The 15,345-nt window shown below is 66.4% G+C and carries 14 protein-coding genes and 1 riboswitch; of the genes, 10 read left to right on the top strand and 4 right to left on the bottom strand.

What is annotated here, in order from left to right:
- Positions 1-130: 130 nt before the first annotated feature.
- From J9611_RS09250 to J9611_RS09240, 3 genes are all read right to left on the bottom strand, one after another.
- Positions 131-1,183 carry an ABC transporter substrate-binding protein gene (locus tag J9611_RS09250; protein WP_211879524.1) on the bottom strand — a complete coding sequence of 351 codons (1,053 nt, stop codon included), beginning with the start codon at positions 1,181-1,183 and terminating at the stop codon, positions 131-133.
- 73 nt (positions 1,184-1,256) lie between these two features.
- Positions 1,257-2,144, bottom strand: a complete 888-nt coding sequence (locus J9611_RS09245) for an ABC transporter permease (RefSeq protein ID WP_211879523.1) — start codon at positions 2,142-2,144, stop codon at positions 1,257-1,259.
- Complete coding sequence (locus J9611_RS09240) at positions 2,141-3,019, bottom strand: ABC transporter ATP-binding protein (protein WP_211879522.1); 879 nt, start codon at positions 3,017-3,019, stop codon at positions 2,141-2,143. The genes J9611_RS09245 and J9611_RS09240 overlap by 4 nt, the downstream gene beginning before the upstream one ends.
- A 213-nt stretch (positions 3,020-3,232) precedes the next feature.
- On the opposite strand from J9611_RS09240, the gene J9611_RS09235 reads away from it, so the two are divergent.
- The 5 genes from J9611_RS09235 to J9611_RS09215 all read left to right on the top strand — a co-directional run bounded on the left by J9611_RS09235 (position 3,233) and on the right by J9611_RS09215 (position 7,188).
- Positions 3,233-4,846, top strand: coding sequence for an ATP-binding protein (locus J9611_RS09235; protein ID WP_211879521.1), 1,614 nt, complete (start codon positions 3,233-3,235; stop codon positions 4,844-4,846).
- The gene (locus J9611_RS09230) at positions 4,843-5,526 is read left to right on the top strand and encodes a response regulator (RefSeq protein WP_211879520.1); all 684 of its coding nucleotides are present in this window, start codon (positions 4,843-4,845) and stop codon (positions 5,524-5,526) included. Before J9611_RS09235 ends, J9611_RS09230 begins: the two co-directional genes overlap by 4 nt.
- A 207-nt stretch (positions 5,527-5,733) precedes the next feature.
- Positions 5,734-6,213 (top strand): Dps family protein, encoded by a 480-nt coding sequence (locus J9611_RS09225; protein ID WP_211879519.1) that lies wholly within the window; start codon positions 5,734-5,736, stop codon positions 6,211-6,213.
- A 127-nt stretch (positions 6,214-6,340) separates the two neighbouring features.
- Positions 6,341-6,694: an ArsR/SmtB family transcription factor gene (locus J9611_RS09220; RefSeq protein ID WP_307857061.1), complete on the top strand. Its 354-nt coding sequence runs from the start codon at positions 6,341-6,343 to the stop codon at positions 6,692-6,694.
- A 20-nt stretch (positions 6,695-6,714) separates the two neighbouring features.
- On the top strand, positions 6,715-7,188 hold the full coding sequence (locus J9611_RS09215) for an SRPBCC family protein (protein ID WP_211879518.1): 474 nt from the start codon (positions 6,715-6,717) through the stop codon (positions 7,186-7,188).
- A 23-nt stretch (positions 7,189-7,211) separates the two neighbouring features.
- Here the strand turns inward: J9611_RS09215 and J9611_RS09210 are convergent, their stop codons facing one another.
- Positions 7,212-8,750 carry an MFS transporter gene (locus J9611_RS09210; protein WP_372447777.1) on the bottom strand — a complete coding sequence of 513 codons (1,539 nt, stop codon included), beginning with the start codon at positions 8,748-8,750 and terminating at the stop codon, positions 7,212-7,214.
- Positions 8,751-8,946: 196 nt separating this feature from the next.
- Here J9611_RS09210 and J9611_RS09205 point away from each other — a divergent pair, with 196 nt between their 5' ends.
- The 5 genes from J9611_RS09205 to glyA all read left to right on the top strand — a co-directional run.
- On the top strand, positions 8,947-9,486 hold the full coding sequence (locus tag J9611_RS09205; protein ID WP_211879516.1) for a TetR/AcrR family transcriptional regulator: 540 nt from the start codon (positions 8,947-8,949) through the stop codon (positions 9,484-9,486).
- Between the two features lie 93 nt (positions 9,487-9,579).
- A riboswitch (glycine riboswitch) is annotated at positions 9,580-9,678 on the top strand.
- 190 nt (positions 9,679-9,868) lie between these two features.
- Entirely contained in the window at positions 9,869-12,736 is a 2,868-nt protein-coding gene (gene gcvP / locus J9611_RS09200) for an aminomethyl-transferring glycine dehydrogenase (RefSeq protein WP_246527592.1), read from the top strand.
- Between the two features lie 96 nt (positions 12,737-12,832).
- Positions 12,833-13,996 carry a glycine cleavage system aminomethyltransferase GcvT gene (gene gcvT, locus J9611_RS09195; protein WP_211879514.1) on the top strand — a complete coding sequence of 388 codons (1,164 nt, stop codon included), beginning with the start codon at positions 12,833-12,835 and terminating at the stop codon, positions 13,994-13,996.
- Between the two features lie 120 nt (positions 13,997-14,116).
- On the top strand, positions 14,117-14,500 hold the full coding sequence (gene gcvH / locus J9611_RS09190; RefSeq protein WP_211879513.1) for a glycine cleavage system protein GcvH: 384 nt from the start codon (positions 14,117-14,119) through the stop codon (positions 14,498-14,500).
- The coding region (glyA, locus tag J9611_RS09185) for a serine hydroxymethyltransferase (protein WP_211879512.1) at positions 14,497-15,345 on the top strand (849 nt) is incomplete at its 3' end. The genes gcvH and glyA, both read left to right, overlap by 4 nt.

Raw genomic sequence — 15,345 nt, 5'->3', positions numbered from 1 at the left:
AACACACAGTGGAACACCACCGGCAGCAAGGCCGGCGATCCGCCATGCCCGAAACCAAAAACCGCGGCCGGCCCCGAAATCAATCAGGACCAACCGCGGATCGGTGGATCAAGGCTAAGTCGATGCGGTGTTACTTGGCGGCCTGAACGAATTCGTTCGTAAACGTTTTTTCCAGGTCAATGGTCTTGCCCTTGACTTCGGTATTCGTCTGAAGAACGTCGTTGACGATCTTCGGGCCGTCCGCAGGCATGAGGCCGGTCGGGCTGTAGATGCCCTTTTCCGCATCCAGTGCCTTGATGTAGGCGTCCTTGCCGACGCCGGCGTAGTAGTCGGCGGGAATCCTATCGGTGATTTCGGCCGCGGTGTGGTCCTGGATGTACTTGAGCGTCTTGACATAGACGTTCGCCAGTTTCTGGACAACGTCCTTATGCGCGGACACGTAGTCGGTGGTCATGTACAGCGACGTCGCCGGGTAGGCCCCGCCGAAGGTTTCCTGCGCACCGGCAAGGGTCCGTGAGTCGTAGAGGATGAACGCCTTGTTCGTGCTGACCAGCTGGGAGACGGTGGGTTCCGTGGTCATGGCGCAGTCGATGTTTTTGTGGTCCATGGCTGCGATGAGGGTTCCTCCGGACTGCACGCCGATTCGGTGTGTTTCGGTGGGCGCGACGCCGTTTTTCTGGCCGATGTACTGGGTCAGGTAGTCCGTGGATGATCCGAGGTCGGTGATTCCGAGGTTGAGTCCTTTCCAGTCCGCTGCGGACTTGATCTGGTCCTTGAGGTCGCTGCGGCATAGTTCGACTTCTCCGGGGACCTGGAGCATGGTCACGACGGCCTCGGTTGACTTTCCTTTGGCCTGCAGGACCTGGTTGTGGTCATAGAAACCGCCCACGCCGTCGACCTGGCCCGAGATCATGTTGGTCTCCGCGTCCACACCGGCCGGCTCGTCCGAGAGCTGGATGTTCAGGCCGGCGTCCTTGTAATAGCCGAGCTGGTCGGCCAGCTTGAAGGGCAGGTAGATCTGCTTGTTCAGGCCGCCCACCATGATCTTCACCTGCTGGCCGTTGACGTCACCGGCCTGCTGCGGCGCCTGTCCCGCAGTGCTGGCCGTGTTCGCGCAACCGGTCATCGCCGCTACCAGGGCCGCTGCCATTCCCGCTCCGGCGATCCATTTTTTCGTAGACATTGTTCTCCTCTTTGAGATGGTTGGTGTCGCGGAACCCTCCGGGTCCGGGACGTTGGGTGGAAAGCTGGTGCACTCAGGCTTCGGCTGCTGCACTGTGCTGCGGGGGCCGCCAGCGCAGCAGCCGGTTCTCCAGCCGGGTGATCAGCCACTCGGCGATGAGCGCGACGACAGCCATGATGAGCATGGCGGCCCAGATGCCGTTCTGGTTGAGGTTTCCCTGTGCCTGCCGGATCAGGTTGCCCAGGCCTTCCTGGGATCCCAGGAACTCACCGACGATGGCTCCGATCAGTGCGAAGCCGAAGGCCACGTGGAGGCTGGCGATGATCCAGGAGAAGGCGGAGGGGATGACGACCTGGCGGGTGACCTGCCATTTGCTGGCTCCGAGGATCTCGGCGTTGGCGATGAAGTTCTTGTCCACTTCCCTGGTGCCCTGGAAGGCGTTGAAGAACACGCCGAAGAACACCAGGACGATGACCAGCATGACTTTGGACATCAGGCCGAGGCCGAACATGACGACGAAGGAGGATCCGAGCACGATGCGGGGGACGGCGTTGATGACCTTGAGGAAGGGGCCGATCACCTCGGACAGGAACTGGATCCGCCCCATCGCGACCCCGAAGACAATGCCGAGGGCGGTGCCGATGAAGAAGCCGATGAGGGCTTCTTCAATGGTCACAGTGATCTGCTGGCCCAGGGATCCGTTGTCGGTCCCCTGGGTGACCCAGATGTAAAGCTGGTTCACGATCCGGGTGGGCTGCCCGTAAAGCAGTGCGTCGAGCACGCCGCCGCGGACCAGCAGCTCCCAGCTGCCCAGAAGCACGACGACGATGCCGAGCTGGACTGCAAGGACCTTGAGCCGGCGTCGGGTGATGGACCTTTTCCGTCCCCCGGAACGCGCCTCGGTGGATAGCGGCTGCTGTTCCTGGTCGGTCACGGTGTTGTCCAGGCTGCTCATGGTCATTCTGCTTCCTTTCCGTCCGGGGCCACGCTCCGGGTCGTCTGGGCGTAGGCGATGTCCACTTCCTCGCGGAGGGCTTCCCAGATGTTCTGGTAGATCTCGTTGAACTTCTTGTCGAAGCGGATTTCCTGGACCACGCGGGGCCGGGGAAGGTCGATATGGAAGGTTGCCTTGACCCCGGCGGCAGGACCGGCTGTCATGACGACGACTTTGTCGGCCAGCGCGATGGCTTCCTCGAGGTCGTGGGTCACGAAGACCACCGCGGGTTTGCTTTGTTCCCACAGACCCAGCAGCTCGGTGCTCATCTTGGCTCTGGTCTGCACGTCCAGGGCGCTGAACGGCTCATCCATCAGCAGCAGTTCGGGCTCGTTGATCAGGTTCTGGGCCAGAGCCACACGTTTGCGCATGCCTCCGGAGAGCTGGTGGGGATAGTTGCTTTCGAAGCCGGCAAGCCCGACCCTCCGGATCCAGTCCCGGGCGTCCCGGTATGCCGTGTTCTTGGCGACGCCCCGGTACCGGGGCCCGGCGGCTACGTTTTCCAGGACGGACTGCCAGGGCAGGATCGCGTCTGTCTGGAACATGAAGCCCGCGTTGGGGGTGATGCCCGTGACTTCCTTTCCGAAGACGCGCACGGCACCGCCGGATGCCCTCTCCATGCCTGCGGCCAAGGTCAACGCCGTTGACTTGCCGCACCCCGTGGGCCCGACGATGGCGCAGAACTCTCCGCGCTCGACGCGCAGATCCAGATTCTTCAGGGCCGTGTAGCTGGACCCGTCGGGGGTCCTGAATCTTTTGGTTGCTGCGGTCATTTCGATGGCCGGAGACATGGAAGCTGCCGCGTCCCGGCCGATTGTTGGTGATTCGGACACCGTCGTCACTCGAATCCTCTCCTAAGTACTCATTGGCTTGCGTGAAGTGGATCACATAAGCTTTGTCGAGCTTAGAGAGAGATGATCGGTGCCAAAACACTTCAGTAAGTTCTGGAACATACCTGCGATACTGCAGGTTTTGTGCGTTTTGTTCAGGGCGCCGTCGGCCGGGGCCGGTCCACGCGGTGGCCGGCTGTGGTGAGGCGGTCGGGAATCCGGGACTTGTGGTCAGCTCCCGGACGTACGCGGACCCTGACGGGGCAGATCCTGATCTGGGTGCTCTCCATCCTGGTGCTCACCGTGACAATGGGCGGGGTTCTGTTCACGCTGATCAGCAACCAGTCCTTGGACCGTCAGTACCGGCTGCGGGCGCTCGGAATAGCTGCCACTGTTTCCCAAATGCCGCAGATCGGCGCAGCATTGCAGGCCGGGGACCCGCAACATACCATCGAGCGGCTGGCCGCCGGCGTCATCGACGCGGCCCAGCCTGCCTATGTCGTCGTCACTGACCGCACCGGTACCCGCTACTCCCACCCGAACGCGGCCCTGATCGGACAGCAGCTGGAAGAACCGGTGGCAGTCCTGGACGGGCAAACGCACTTGGGGGTGAATGCCGGAAGCCTGGGCATATCCGCGAACGCAAAGGTTCCTGTCCGTGCCGCGGACGGGTCGATCATCGGTCAGGTCTCGGTCGGTATCCTCGAAACAACGGAGCAAAGCGACCAGGTCCAGGAAGTCTGGCTGATCGTCGGATTCTCGGCTGCCGTCCTTTCACTGAGCGTCCTGGGGTCCCTCCTGTTGGCCCGCCGGATCAAGCGCGTGACGTTCGATCTGGAGCCCGCAGAGATCGCCTCCCTGCTCCAGGAACGCGAAGCCCTGCTGCACGGTATCCGGGAGGCCGTTATCGGACTCGACGATGACGGCCTCGTGACAGTCATCAACGAAGAGGCCCGCCGGCTGCTCACAGCGGAGGGAGCTGTGGTGGGCCGTCCGCTCACAGACCTCGTCCCCGCGGGCCGGCTGAGGGACCTGCTGACCGGGGCCGTGCCCGGCGCGGACCAGGTTGCGCTGACGGAAGATTCCCTCCTGGTGGTCAACCGGATGCCGGTGGTCCTCTCCGGCAGGAGCATAGGCTCTGTCGTGACGCTTCGGGACCGCACTGAAACGGAGACCCTGATCCGGGACCTGCACTCCGTCCAGGGGCTGATGGACGCCATGCGGGCCCTGGAACACGAATATGCGAACCGGCTGCACGTGGTGGCGAGCCTGCTGGAAATGGGCGATCATTCCCAGGCCAGGAACTATGTCTCCCAGATCTCCGACACCTCGAGGTCCCTGGGGGAGGGGCTGCGGGGGCGGATCGCACCACCTGAGCTGGCTGCTCTCCTGATGGCCAAGATCACCGTCGCGGCTGAGCAGGACGTGCTGATCAGCGTGACCGACGATTCCCGGCTGGAACAGGCCACGGCAAGCCCCCAATCTTTGCTGACCATTGTGGGCAATCTTCTGGACAACGCTGTCGACGCGCTTGCCAACACACCGGTGCCACGACTTGTGACGATCCAATTCGATGACGCCGACGGGGTCTTTATTGCGGTCCGCGACAACGGCCCGGGAGTTCCAGCCCATAATATTGACCAGGTCCTGGTTGACGGCTACTCCACGAAGGAAGCCCGGCCCGGCATGCGCCGCGGGATCGGACTGGCGCTGGTCAGCCGGATCGTCCGCCGCGCAGCCGGGACCCTGGACGTTTTTCCCGGCCCGGGAGGACATTTTGAAGTATGGATCCCAGCCGACCCGCAAGCATCCGGTCCAAACGACGAGGACACCCAATGATAAAAACACTGGTAGTCGATGACGATTTCAGGGTAGCCGGCATCCACGCCTCACGGCTGGCCAGGGTTGATGGTTTCGAATGTGTGGGCGAGGTGTACACGGCCGCGGCCGCACGCGAAGCCATCGGCCGCCTGCAGCCGGAGCTGCTCCTGCTGGACGTCCATCTGCCGGACGAGGACGGGATTTCCCTGCTGCGCTCGCTGCAGGTCGCCGGCAGCCAGGTTGACTGCATCATCATCACCGCCGCACGTGATCTGAACACTGTCCGGTCTGCGATGAGCAGCGGGGCTGTCTACTACCTGGTCAAACCCTTCAGCTTTGACCAACTGCGCATCCAGCTTGAGGCCTATCGCCGCTGGCGCGACGAACTGGAATCTTCCGCGCGCGGCGATCAGGCCACCGTTGACAGCCTCTACAACCTGCGCCGGGCCGCCGTCGAACCTGCGGCCGCTCCACGGACCCGGCTTCAGCCGACCATGCAGAAGGTTTTCGATGCCGTACGTGCCTCGCAAAAACCGATCGGCGCGGCCGGCATTGCCGACAAGCTTGGCGTCAGCCGCCCCACGGCGCAGCGCTACCTCGGCGCACTTGAACGCAAGGGACTGGTGATCCTGGAACTGGCCTACGGGTCCACCGGGCGGCCCCTCAACTCTTATACGGTCGCTCGGAACGCCCGCTGACCGCGGGCGGCATCACCCGCGTTCCGTTCCCGCAGGGCCCGGTGCTGAACGAGGCCGCGCCAAAGCAGGCCCCGCCATGGCACTTAGTAAGCTGACTGAGAAATTCCGGCCGGGATCGTCGCCGGCCGGATCCCGCCGGGGTAGCGTCTGGAGTACCGGCCCTAGCGGCAGCGGGGCAAACGGTATCGGACCCACCCAGGAGGATTCATGAAAGCATCACCTACTCTCACGGCCAACCTGCAGGCAGTCCTCGCGGACCTGATTGAGCTTCACATCCAGGGCAAGCAGGCGCACTGGAACATTGTGGGAACCAACTTCCGGGACCTTCACCTGCAGCTGGACGAGATCGTCGATGCCGCACGTGAGTTTGCCGACGAGACGGCGGAGCGCATGCGCTCCCTCCACGCACTGCCGGACGGCCGCAGCTCGACGGTCTCCAAGTCCACCTCCCTGGCCGAATTCCCGGCCGGCCTGATCACTACCAAGGATGCGATCGAACGGATCGTGGCCGCTCTTGAGGCGGCAGTCGGCACGATGCGCAAGGTCCATGACGAGGTGGACGAAGAGGACCCGACGTCGGCCGACCTGCTGCACGCCATCATCGCCAAGCTGGAGCAGTTTGCCTGGATGGTGAACGCGGAGACCATGAAAGCCACTGCCAACGTCACCACCGCCAACACCAAGTAGCACCGCTCGCCCTTTACTGCAAGCATTCGAAAGCGTCCGACGCCGGGTTCCTCCCGGCGCCGGACGCCTCTCTTTAACCCGCGACGACACCCTTGACTTCCGCCGCGGAAAGCGAATACTTAAGTATGTGCTTAACAATCAGACGGAGCCGCAAGCGGGGGATCAGGAGCTCGACGGCGTCTTCCATGCGCTCGCCGACCCCACCCGCCGCGCCATGCTCGTCAGGCTCTGCGAGGGGCCGGCCACGGTCTCCCAGTTGGCGGAGCCGTTCGGGATGAGCCTGCCCGGGATTGTGCAGCATCTTCAGGTCCTGGAAGCCAGCGGCCTGATCCGCAGCGAAAAGATCGGCCGGGTGCGCAGCTGCAGCGTCAACCCTGCCGCGGTCCGGCGCGCAGAGAACTGGCTGGGCCAGCGCCGGACGCCGGGGGAGCGCCGACTCGACCGGCTTGAGAGCTTTCTGGATACCCAGCCACCCCACTGAACAGATACCAGGAGTCCGCCATGAGCACCCCCGTTACCCACGCCAGCTTCAGCCTGGTGCGCAGCCTGAACGCGCCGCCGTCGAGCGTTTTCCGCGCGTTCTCGGACCACGCGAGCAAGAAGAAGTGGTTCGCCGGGCCGCCCGAATGGGTCCAGGGCGAATCGAGCCTGGACTTCCGGGAGGGCGGCCGCGAGACGGACGTCGGCGGCCCCGCCGGCGGCTTCGTCTCCACGATGCATGCGGTCTACCACGACATCGTGGAGAACGAACGGATCGTCTATGCCTATGAGATGCTCCTGGACGGGGTCCGGATGTCCGTTTCGCTCAGCACACTGGAACTCGAGCCCGACGGCGACGGCACCCTGCTGACCCTGACCGAACAGGGTGCTTTCTTCACCGGCAGCGTCGAAAGCGATGCGGCCCAGGTGGCAGGCCGCAAGGAGGGCACCAACGGCCTGCTCGACGCGCTCAAGGAGTATGTCGACGGCAGCTGACCCGGCCGCCGTCGTCCGCTCCGTCAGCGTGCGGTGGGCACCTTGCGGAGCACGACGGCGGCGAGGACGGACGCTCCGGCCATCAGCACCAGCGCGATGGCGGCCGTGACGTGGACGCCTGATTCGAAGGCGGCACGGGCGGCCGCCGTCACCGCCTCTGCCAGGGGCGCCGGCAGGGACTGCGCCAGCTCGACGGCGCCGGCGAGCGTCTCGCCTGCCTGCGCGGCTGCCGTACCGGTTGATTGGCCGGCGGCCGGTTCGCCCAGTCCCGCGGGCAGGTGGAGGTTGCGCTGGTAGGAGGCGGTCAGGATGGACCCCAGAATCGCCGTGCCCAGCAGGGATCCCACCTCGTAGCCGGTCTCGGAAATTGCCGCGGCAGCGCCGGATTTCTCCGCGGGGGCCGCGCCCAGGATCAGGTCGTTGGAGATCGTTTCGGCCGCGCCGACGCCGAGGCAGAGGACCAGCAGGGCGGCCAGCAGGATCCCCGGGCCGTGGCTGTGGTCACCGAAGGCCACGAGGAAGTAGCCTGCTGCGCTCAGCAGGAGTCCGCCGGCCACGACGAAGCCGGGACGGACCTTCCGCACGAGCGGCACGACGAGCAGGCCGGCCGCGACGGTGGCGATCAGGGCCGGGATCATGGCGACGCCGGACTCGGAGGGGGACTGGCCCTCCAGCAGCTGCAGGTGCTGGGCCAGGAACAGAATGAAGCCGTTGAAGGAAAACAAGGCCAGGACGTTGGCGGTAATCGCCGTGCTGAAGACCCTGTTGCCGAAGAGGCTGACGTCCAGCAGCGGTGACGCCGTGGCGGACTGCTCCTTGCCGTTCGGGGCCCGACCTCCTTGTTCCCGAGTCCCGTGCAGCAGGGCCCGCTGCCGGCGGATGAAGACGTAGCCCATGAGCAGGCCGAAGCCGATGGCGGCAACGGGTTCCGGTGCCAGGCCGTGGGTGGCGAGGGCCTTGATGCCGTAGACCACGGGAACCATCACCAGCAGGGACAGGATGATGCTGGGAACGTCCACGCGGCCCGGCTGGGGGTCGCGCGATTCCGGGACCAGGACCGGGCCGAGCACCAGCAGCGGCAGGATGATCGGCACCGCCACCAGCAGGATTGCACCCCACCAGAAGTGCTCCACGAGCCAGCCGCCGAAGATCGGGCCGAGCGCGGCGCCGCCGGAGAAGCCTGCCGCCCAGATGGCCACGGCCAGCCGGCGCCTGTTGGGCTCGGGGAAGATGTTGCGGATCAGGGAGAGCGTGGACGGCATCAGCATCGCGCCGAAAAATCCCAGTCCGGCGCGGCCGGCGATCAGCCATTCGGCGCTCGGCGCGAAGGCGGTCGCCGCGGAGACGGCGGCGAAACCGGCGCTGCCGATCAAGAGCAGCCTGCGGCGGCCGATCCTGTCGCCCAGGCTGCCCATCGCCACGAGCAGTCCCGCCAGGACCAGGGGGTAGGCGTCGACAATCCAGAGCAGCTGGACGCCGGTGGCGTCGAGGCTGCGGGCGATGGACGGCAGCGCAAAGGTCAGGGCGGTGTTGTCCACCGCCACGAGCAGTACCGGGAACATCAGCACGGCCAGGGCCAGCCAGTCGCGCCACGGTGCGCGCGGGGCCGGGACAGCTGGCGTGGCGGTGGTGCCGGTGGTGCCGGTGGTGCCGGTGGTGCCGGTGAGCGGGCTGAAGGATGTGTTGCTCATCAAGATAACTATACCGTCCAGACGGTATAGTTAAGAAACGGCGCCGGCGCCGGGCATGATAGGAACCATGGCCAGAAAACCCGTCGCCCGCGAAGCCGTCCTCGACGCCTTCGAATCCCTCCTGATCGATGAGGGCGAGCGGGCAGCGACCCTGGATGCCGTCGCCAGGCTGGCGGGGGTCTCCAAGGGCGGGCTGCTGTACCACTTCCCGAACAAGGAAGCCATGATCTCCGTGCTGCTCGAGCGGCTGGACCGGCTCCTTGCCGAGGACGTCAAGGCCATGGCGGCCGCTCCCGAAGGTGCCGCAGCCTACTTCATCAAGTCCTCGGTCTGGGCGGACACCCCGATGGACCGCGTCTTCGTGGCCGCCACCCGGCTGGCCGAAGTCGCCCATGAGGAGACCCTGCACCGCTTCGCGGCCGGCCAGGCCCGCTGGCTTGAACTTCTGGCGGCCGACATCGGACCCGGGATGGCCAAGGCCGTCCTGTACATGGGGGACGGGCTGTACTTCAACGCCATGCTGGCCCGCGGCCCCGGCGGCACGCTCCCCGAGGTGGGCGGCGACGTCGAAAGCCTGCTGGCCGCCGTCGAACGGCTGCGCGGCTGAGCCTGCGGCGCTCCCTCGTAGGAGTTTGCAGACGCGGGCCGGACAGAGGACAATGGGAGCCGTGACTGTTGTCACCGCAATTGAATATGCCTTTGATCTGCGGCGGGAGAGTTCTGCTAGTAGGTACAAGCAGGCGCCGTAGGAGCAAACCCTCCCCAGGAATCTCTCAGGCCCATGTACCGCCGCGGCAAGGCAACTCTGGAAAGTAGCAGGCTGTCCAGCCCGGCTCCGGGTCCGTCCCGGACAATTGGCCCCTGGCATGCTGTGCTCACCGACGGTGCAAGCGGCGCCCTGCGACAGCGGGCAATGCGGAAACTCTCAGGTCCAATACAGAGCGGGGAGGAACCCGAACCAATGTGGCGCACCCTGCGCCGCCTTATTTATGGAGTTCCTTGTGACTGTTACCCCAGCCTCCACGTCCTTCGTTGACCGGCATATCGGCGCCCGCCGCCAGTCCGACGTCGACGCCATGCTGAAGGCTGTCGGCTACGACACCGTCGATGCGCTCGTGGACACCGCCGTCCCGAAAGACATCAGGCAGGACTCCCCGCTGGAGCTCTCCGAAGCCCTCAGCGAGGTCGAAGTCCTCGCCGAACTGCGCAGGATCGCTGCGAAGAACAAGACCGCCGTGCAGATGATCGGCCAGGGCTACTACGACACCCTGACGCCGCCGGTGATCCGCCGGAACATCCTCGAGGCCCCGGCCTGGTACACCGCCTACACGCCCTACCAGCCGGAAATCTCGCAGGGCCGGCTCGAGGCGCTGCTGAACTTCCAGACCATGGTCCAGGACCTGGTGGGCCTGCCGGTCGCCAACGCGTCGCTGCTGGACGAAGCCACCGCCGTCGCCGAGGCCGTGCTGATGATGCGCCGGGCCAACAAGAACAAGCCCGCCCACGACGGCAAGACCGTGCTGGACGCCGACTGCCTGCCGCAGACCATCGCCATAGTCAAGGGCCGCGCGGAGGCGCTCGGCTTCGAGGTGGAGGTCGCCGACCTCTCCAAGGGCCTGCCCGTTGGCGTCATCAACGGAATCGTCCTGCAGCAGCCCGGCGCCTCCGGCCGGGTGTTTGACCACGCTGAGGTGATCGCGGCGGCGAAGGAACGCGGCGCCCTCGTCACCGTGGCCGCTGACCTGCTGGCCCTGACCCTGATCACCCCTCCGGGCGAGCAGGGCGCGGACATCGCCGTCGGCTCCACGCAGCGTTTCGGTGTCCCGCTGTTCTTCGGCGGCCCGCACGCCGCCTACATGGCAGTGCAGAAGGGCCTGGAGCGGTCCATGCCGGGCCGGCTCGTCGGCGTCTCCCACGACTCCGCCGGCGTCCCGGCCTACCGCCTGGCGCTGCAGACCCGCGAGCAGCACATCCGCCGGGAGAAGGCCACGTCCAACATCTGCACCGCGCAGGCGCTGCTGGCCATCGTGTCCTCCTTCTACGCCGTCTACCACGGCCCGGACGGGCTGAAGGCCATCGCCGAAACCACGCACGGCCACGCCCGGACGATCGCAGCGTCGCTTAAGGCCGCCGGCCTTTCCGTGCTGCACACATCCTTCTTCGACACCGTCACCGTCTCCGTCCCGGGCAAGGCCGCCGGAATCATCGCCGCCGCCGAGGCCAAGGGCATCAACCTGCGCGCCATCGACGCGGACACCGTCGGTATCTCCACCGATGAGGCGACGACGGCGGGCATCGTCGCCGACGTCGTGGCCGCCTTCGGCGCCAGCGTGGTGGGCAGCGCCTCCGACACCGCCTTCGCCCTGGACGCAGCCGTCGAACGGACCTCGGACTACCTGCAGCACCCGGTCTTCAACACCCACCGCTCCGAGACCCAGCTGCTGCGCTACATCCGCCGGCTCTCGGACCGCGACCTCGCGCTGGACCGCACCATGATCCCGCTGGGCTCGTGCACCATGAAGCTGAACGCCACCGCGGAGATGGAAGCCATGTCCTGGCCGGAGTTCGCGTCCATCCACCCCTTCGCCCCCGAGTCCCAGACCGCCGGCTGGCGCGAACTGATCGAGGACCTCGAGGCGCAGCTGACCGAGATCACCGGCTACGACCAGGTCTCCATCCAGCCCAACGCCGGTTCCCAGGGCGAGCTGGCCGGCCTGCTGGCCATCCGCGGCTACCACCGCTCCCGCGGCCAGGCCGGGCGGAACATCTGCCTGATCCCGGCCTCCGCGCACGGCACCAACGCGGCCTCGGCCGTGCTGGCCGGCATGAAGGTCGTCGTGGTCGCCACTTCCTCCGACGGCACGATCGACCACGCCGACCTCACGGCCAAGATCGAGCTGCACAAGGACGCGCTGGCCGCGATCATGATCACCTACCCGTCCACCCATGGTGTGTACGACGCCGACGTCCGCGAGGTCTGCGACGCCGTGCACGCCGCCGGCGGCCAGGTCTACGTGGACGGCGCCAACCTCAACGCCCTGGTGGGACTGGCCCAGCCGGGCCTGTTCGGCGGCGACGTCTCGCACCTGAACCTGCACAAGACCTTCTGCATCCCGCACGGCGGCGGCGGACCCGGCGTCGGCCCGGTCGCGGCGAAGGCCCACCTGGCACCGTTCATGCCCGGCAACGCTGCGGATCCGGCCAACGGCGCCGGCGGCACCCCGATCTCCGCCACCAGGTACGGTTCGGCCGGCGTGCTGCCCATCTCCTGGGCCTATGTGAAGCTGATGGGCGGCCGGGGTCTGACCGAGGCCACCAAGTCGGCGCTGCTCGCGGCCAACTACGTCGCCGCGCGCCTGGATGGGTTCTTCCCGGTGCTCTACACGGGTGAGGGCGGTCTCGTGGCCCACGAGTGCATCCTGGACCTGCGTGATCTGACCGCGAAGACCGGCGTCACCGCCGAGGACGTCGCCAAGCGCCTCATCGACTACGGCTTCCACGCCCCCACCCTCTCGTTCCCGGTGGCCGGCACCCTCATGGTCGAGCCCACCGAGTCCGAAGACCTCGGCGAGATGGACCGCTTCATCGAAGCGATGATCGGCATCCGGAAGGAAATCGACCAGGTGGCCAATGGTGACTTCACGGTCGCGGACAGCCCGCTGCGCAACGCACCGCACACCGCGTCCGCCGTCATCTCCTCCGAGTGGACGCGGGCCTACAGCCGTGAGCAGGCCGTGTTCCCCGTCCACCACCTCAAGCAGGACAAGTACTTCCCGCCGGTCAGCCGGATCGACGGCGCCGCCGGCGACCGGAACCTGATCTGCTCCTGCCCGCCGCTTTCCGAGTTTGAAGACTAGACCAGCGTCCGGTGGTTGAGCTTGTCGAAACCGATCTCGACAGGCTCGATCACCGGAGCTCGATCACTGCCTCACCGGCTTGAAAGGCAATTCACAATGACTGAGAATTACACGGCCCTGTACGCAGAGCACCAGAAGCTCGGCGCCTCCTTCACGGACTTCGGCGGCTGGCAGATGCCGCTCAAATACAGCTCCGAGCTGGCCGAACACCACGCCGTCCGCAAATCCGCCGGCCTCTTCGACCTCTCCCACATGGGCGAGGTCTGGGTCACCGGCCCGGACGCCGCCGCGTTCCTGGACTACGCCCTCGTGGGCAAGATCTCCGCCATGCCGGTCGGCAAGGCGAAGTACTCGCTGATCTGCAACGAGGGCGGCGGCATCATCGACGACCTCATCACCTACCGGCGGGCCGCCGGGGCGGACGGAACAGACACGTTCCTCGTGGTGCCCAACGCCGGGAACGCGAAGGTCGTCGCCGCGGCCCTGGCCGAACGGGCCGGTTCCGGCAAAGAGGGGGGCTTTGACGTCGCGGTCGAGGACGCCTCCGCGACGACCTCGCTGATCGCCGTGCAGGGTCCCAAGGCGGAGGAGATCCTGCTGCGCCTGGTTCCGGCCGCCCAGCATGACCTCGTCACCGGTCTGAAGTACTACGCCGCCGTGGAGGTCCCGTTCCTGGTCGGCGGCAGCAGCAAAGACCTGCTGCTGGCGCGCACCGGCTACACGGGGGAGGACGGCTTCGAGATCTTCGTGGACAACGACGACGCCGCCGCGCTCTGGCAGGCCCTCGTCGCCATTGCGGACGAAGGGGAGCTGACGCCCGCCGGACTCGCGTCCCGCGATTCGCTCCGCCTCGAGGCCGGCATGCCGCTGTACGGCAACGAACTCTCCCTCGAGGGTGACCCGTTCGCCGCCGGCCTGGGACCCGTCGTCGGACTGTCCAAGGAAGGCGACTTCGTGGGCAAGGCAGCCCTGGCCGCCACGAAGGCAGCCGGCGCCGGAACCACCACGGGCCGCAGGCTCGTGGGCCTGAAGGGCCTCGGCCGCCGTGCCGGCCGAGGCCGCTACCCGGTGCTCAAGGACGGCGTAGTGGTTGGTGAAGTCACGTCCGGCCAGCCCTCCCCGAGCCTGGGCTACCCGATTGCGATGGCGTACGTCGGCATCGAGTTCACCGGGCCCGGCACCGCGCTGGACATCGACCTGCGCGGCAAAGCGGAGCCCTTCGAGGTTGTTGCCCTGCCGTTCTACAAGCGCCAAAAGTAACCACTCCCGACGCTCTCTCACTTTTCGCAGTGTTTGGGCCGACGCTCTCTCACTTTTCGCAGTGTTCGGGCCGGCGCTCTCTCACTTTTCGCACATACCAAGACTTAAGGAAAAACACACATGGCCAAGGTTGCCGCTGAATTGAAGTATTCCGTCGAGCATGAGTGGGTTGCCGCTGATGGCTCGGGGCCGTCCGTGATCGGCGTGTCCGCCGTTGCCGCGGAGGCCCTGGGCGACATCGTGTACGTGGACCTGCCGGAGGTCGGCTCCACGGTGACCGCGGGGGAGACCTGCGGGGAGATCGAGTCGACCAAGTCCGTCTCGGACCTGTACTCCCCGGTGACGGGGGAGGTCACGGAGGTCAATGACGGCGTCGTGAGCGATCCTGCCGTGATCAACTCCGACCCGTATGGTGCCGGGTGGCTGTTCAAGGTCTCGGTGGAGTCCGAGGGGCCGCTGCTGTCCGCGCAGGAGTACGCCGAGGCCAACGGCGGCGAGCTGTGAGCGCCGCCGGGGCCGCAGGCACAGAAACAGCCGCGTTCGAGCAGGTCGTGTCCGCGTCCCTGGACGCGGAGCTGTCCGTCCTGGATCCGGAGATCGCCGCGGGGATCGACGCCGAGCTGGGCCGGCAGCGCGACGGCCTGGAGATGATCGCCTCGGAGAACCACACGGCGGTGGCCGTGATGCAGGCGCAGGGCTCGGTGCTGACCAACAAGTACGCCGAGGGCTACCCGGGCAAGCGCTACTACGGCGGCTGCGAGCACGTGGACGTCATCGAACAGCTCGCCATCGACCGGGTCAAGGCCCTGTTCGGCGCCGGGTTCGCGAACGTCCAGCCGCACTCGGGCGCGCAGGCGAACGCCTCGGTCATGCACGCGCTGATCAAGCCCGGCGATACCATCATGGGCCTGAACCTGGCGCACGGCGGGCACCTGACCCACGGCATGCGGATCAACTTCTCCGGCAGGCTCTACAACGTGGTCCCGTACCAGGTCCGCGAGGACACCCACACCATTGACATGGCCGAGGTGGAGCGCCTGGCGCTGGAGCACAAGCCGGCGCTGATCGTGGCCGGCTGGTCCGCGTACGCCCGGCAGCTGGACTTCGCCGAGTTCCGCCGGATCGCCGACGCCGTGGGCGCGTACCTGATGGTGGACATGGCGCACTTCGCCGGGCTCGTCGCCGCGGGCCTGCACCCCAACCCGGTCCCGCACGCCCACGTCACGACGTCCACGACGCACAAGACCCTCGCCGGTCCGCGCGGCGGGATCATCCTGTCCAACGACGCGGACATCGCGAAGAAGATCAACTCCGCGGTGTTCCCCGGCCAGCAGGGCGGCCCGCTGGAA

It is taken from the genome of Pseudarthrobacter albicanus (assembly GCF_018224015.1).
Taxonomy (GTDB): Bacteria; Actinomycetota; Actinomycetes; order Actinomycetales; family Micrococcaceae; genus Arthrobacter; species Arthrobacter albicanus.
Note: the sequence above shows the minus strand (reverse complement) of the source record. Positions and strands in the feature narration are given on the sequence as shown.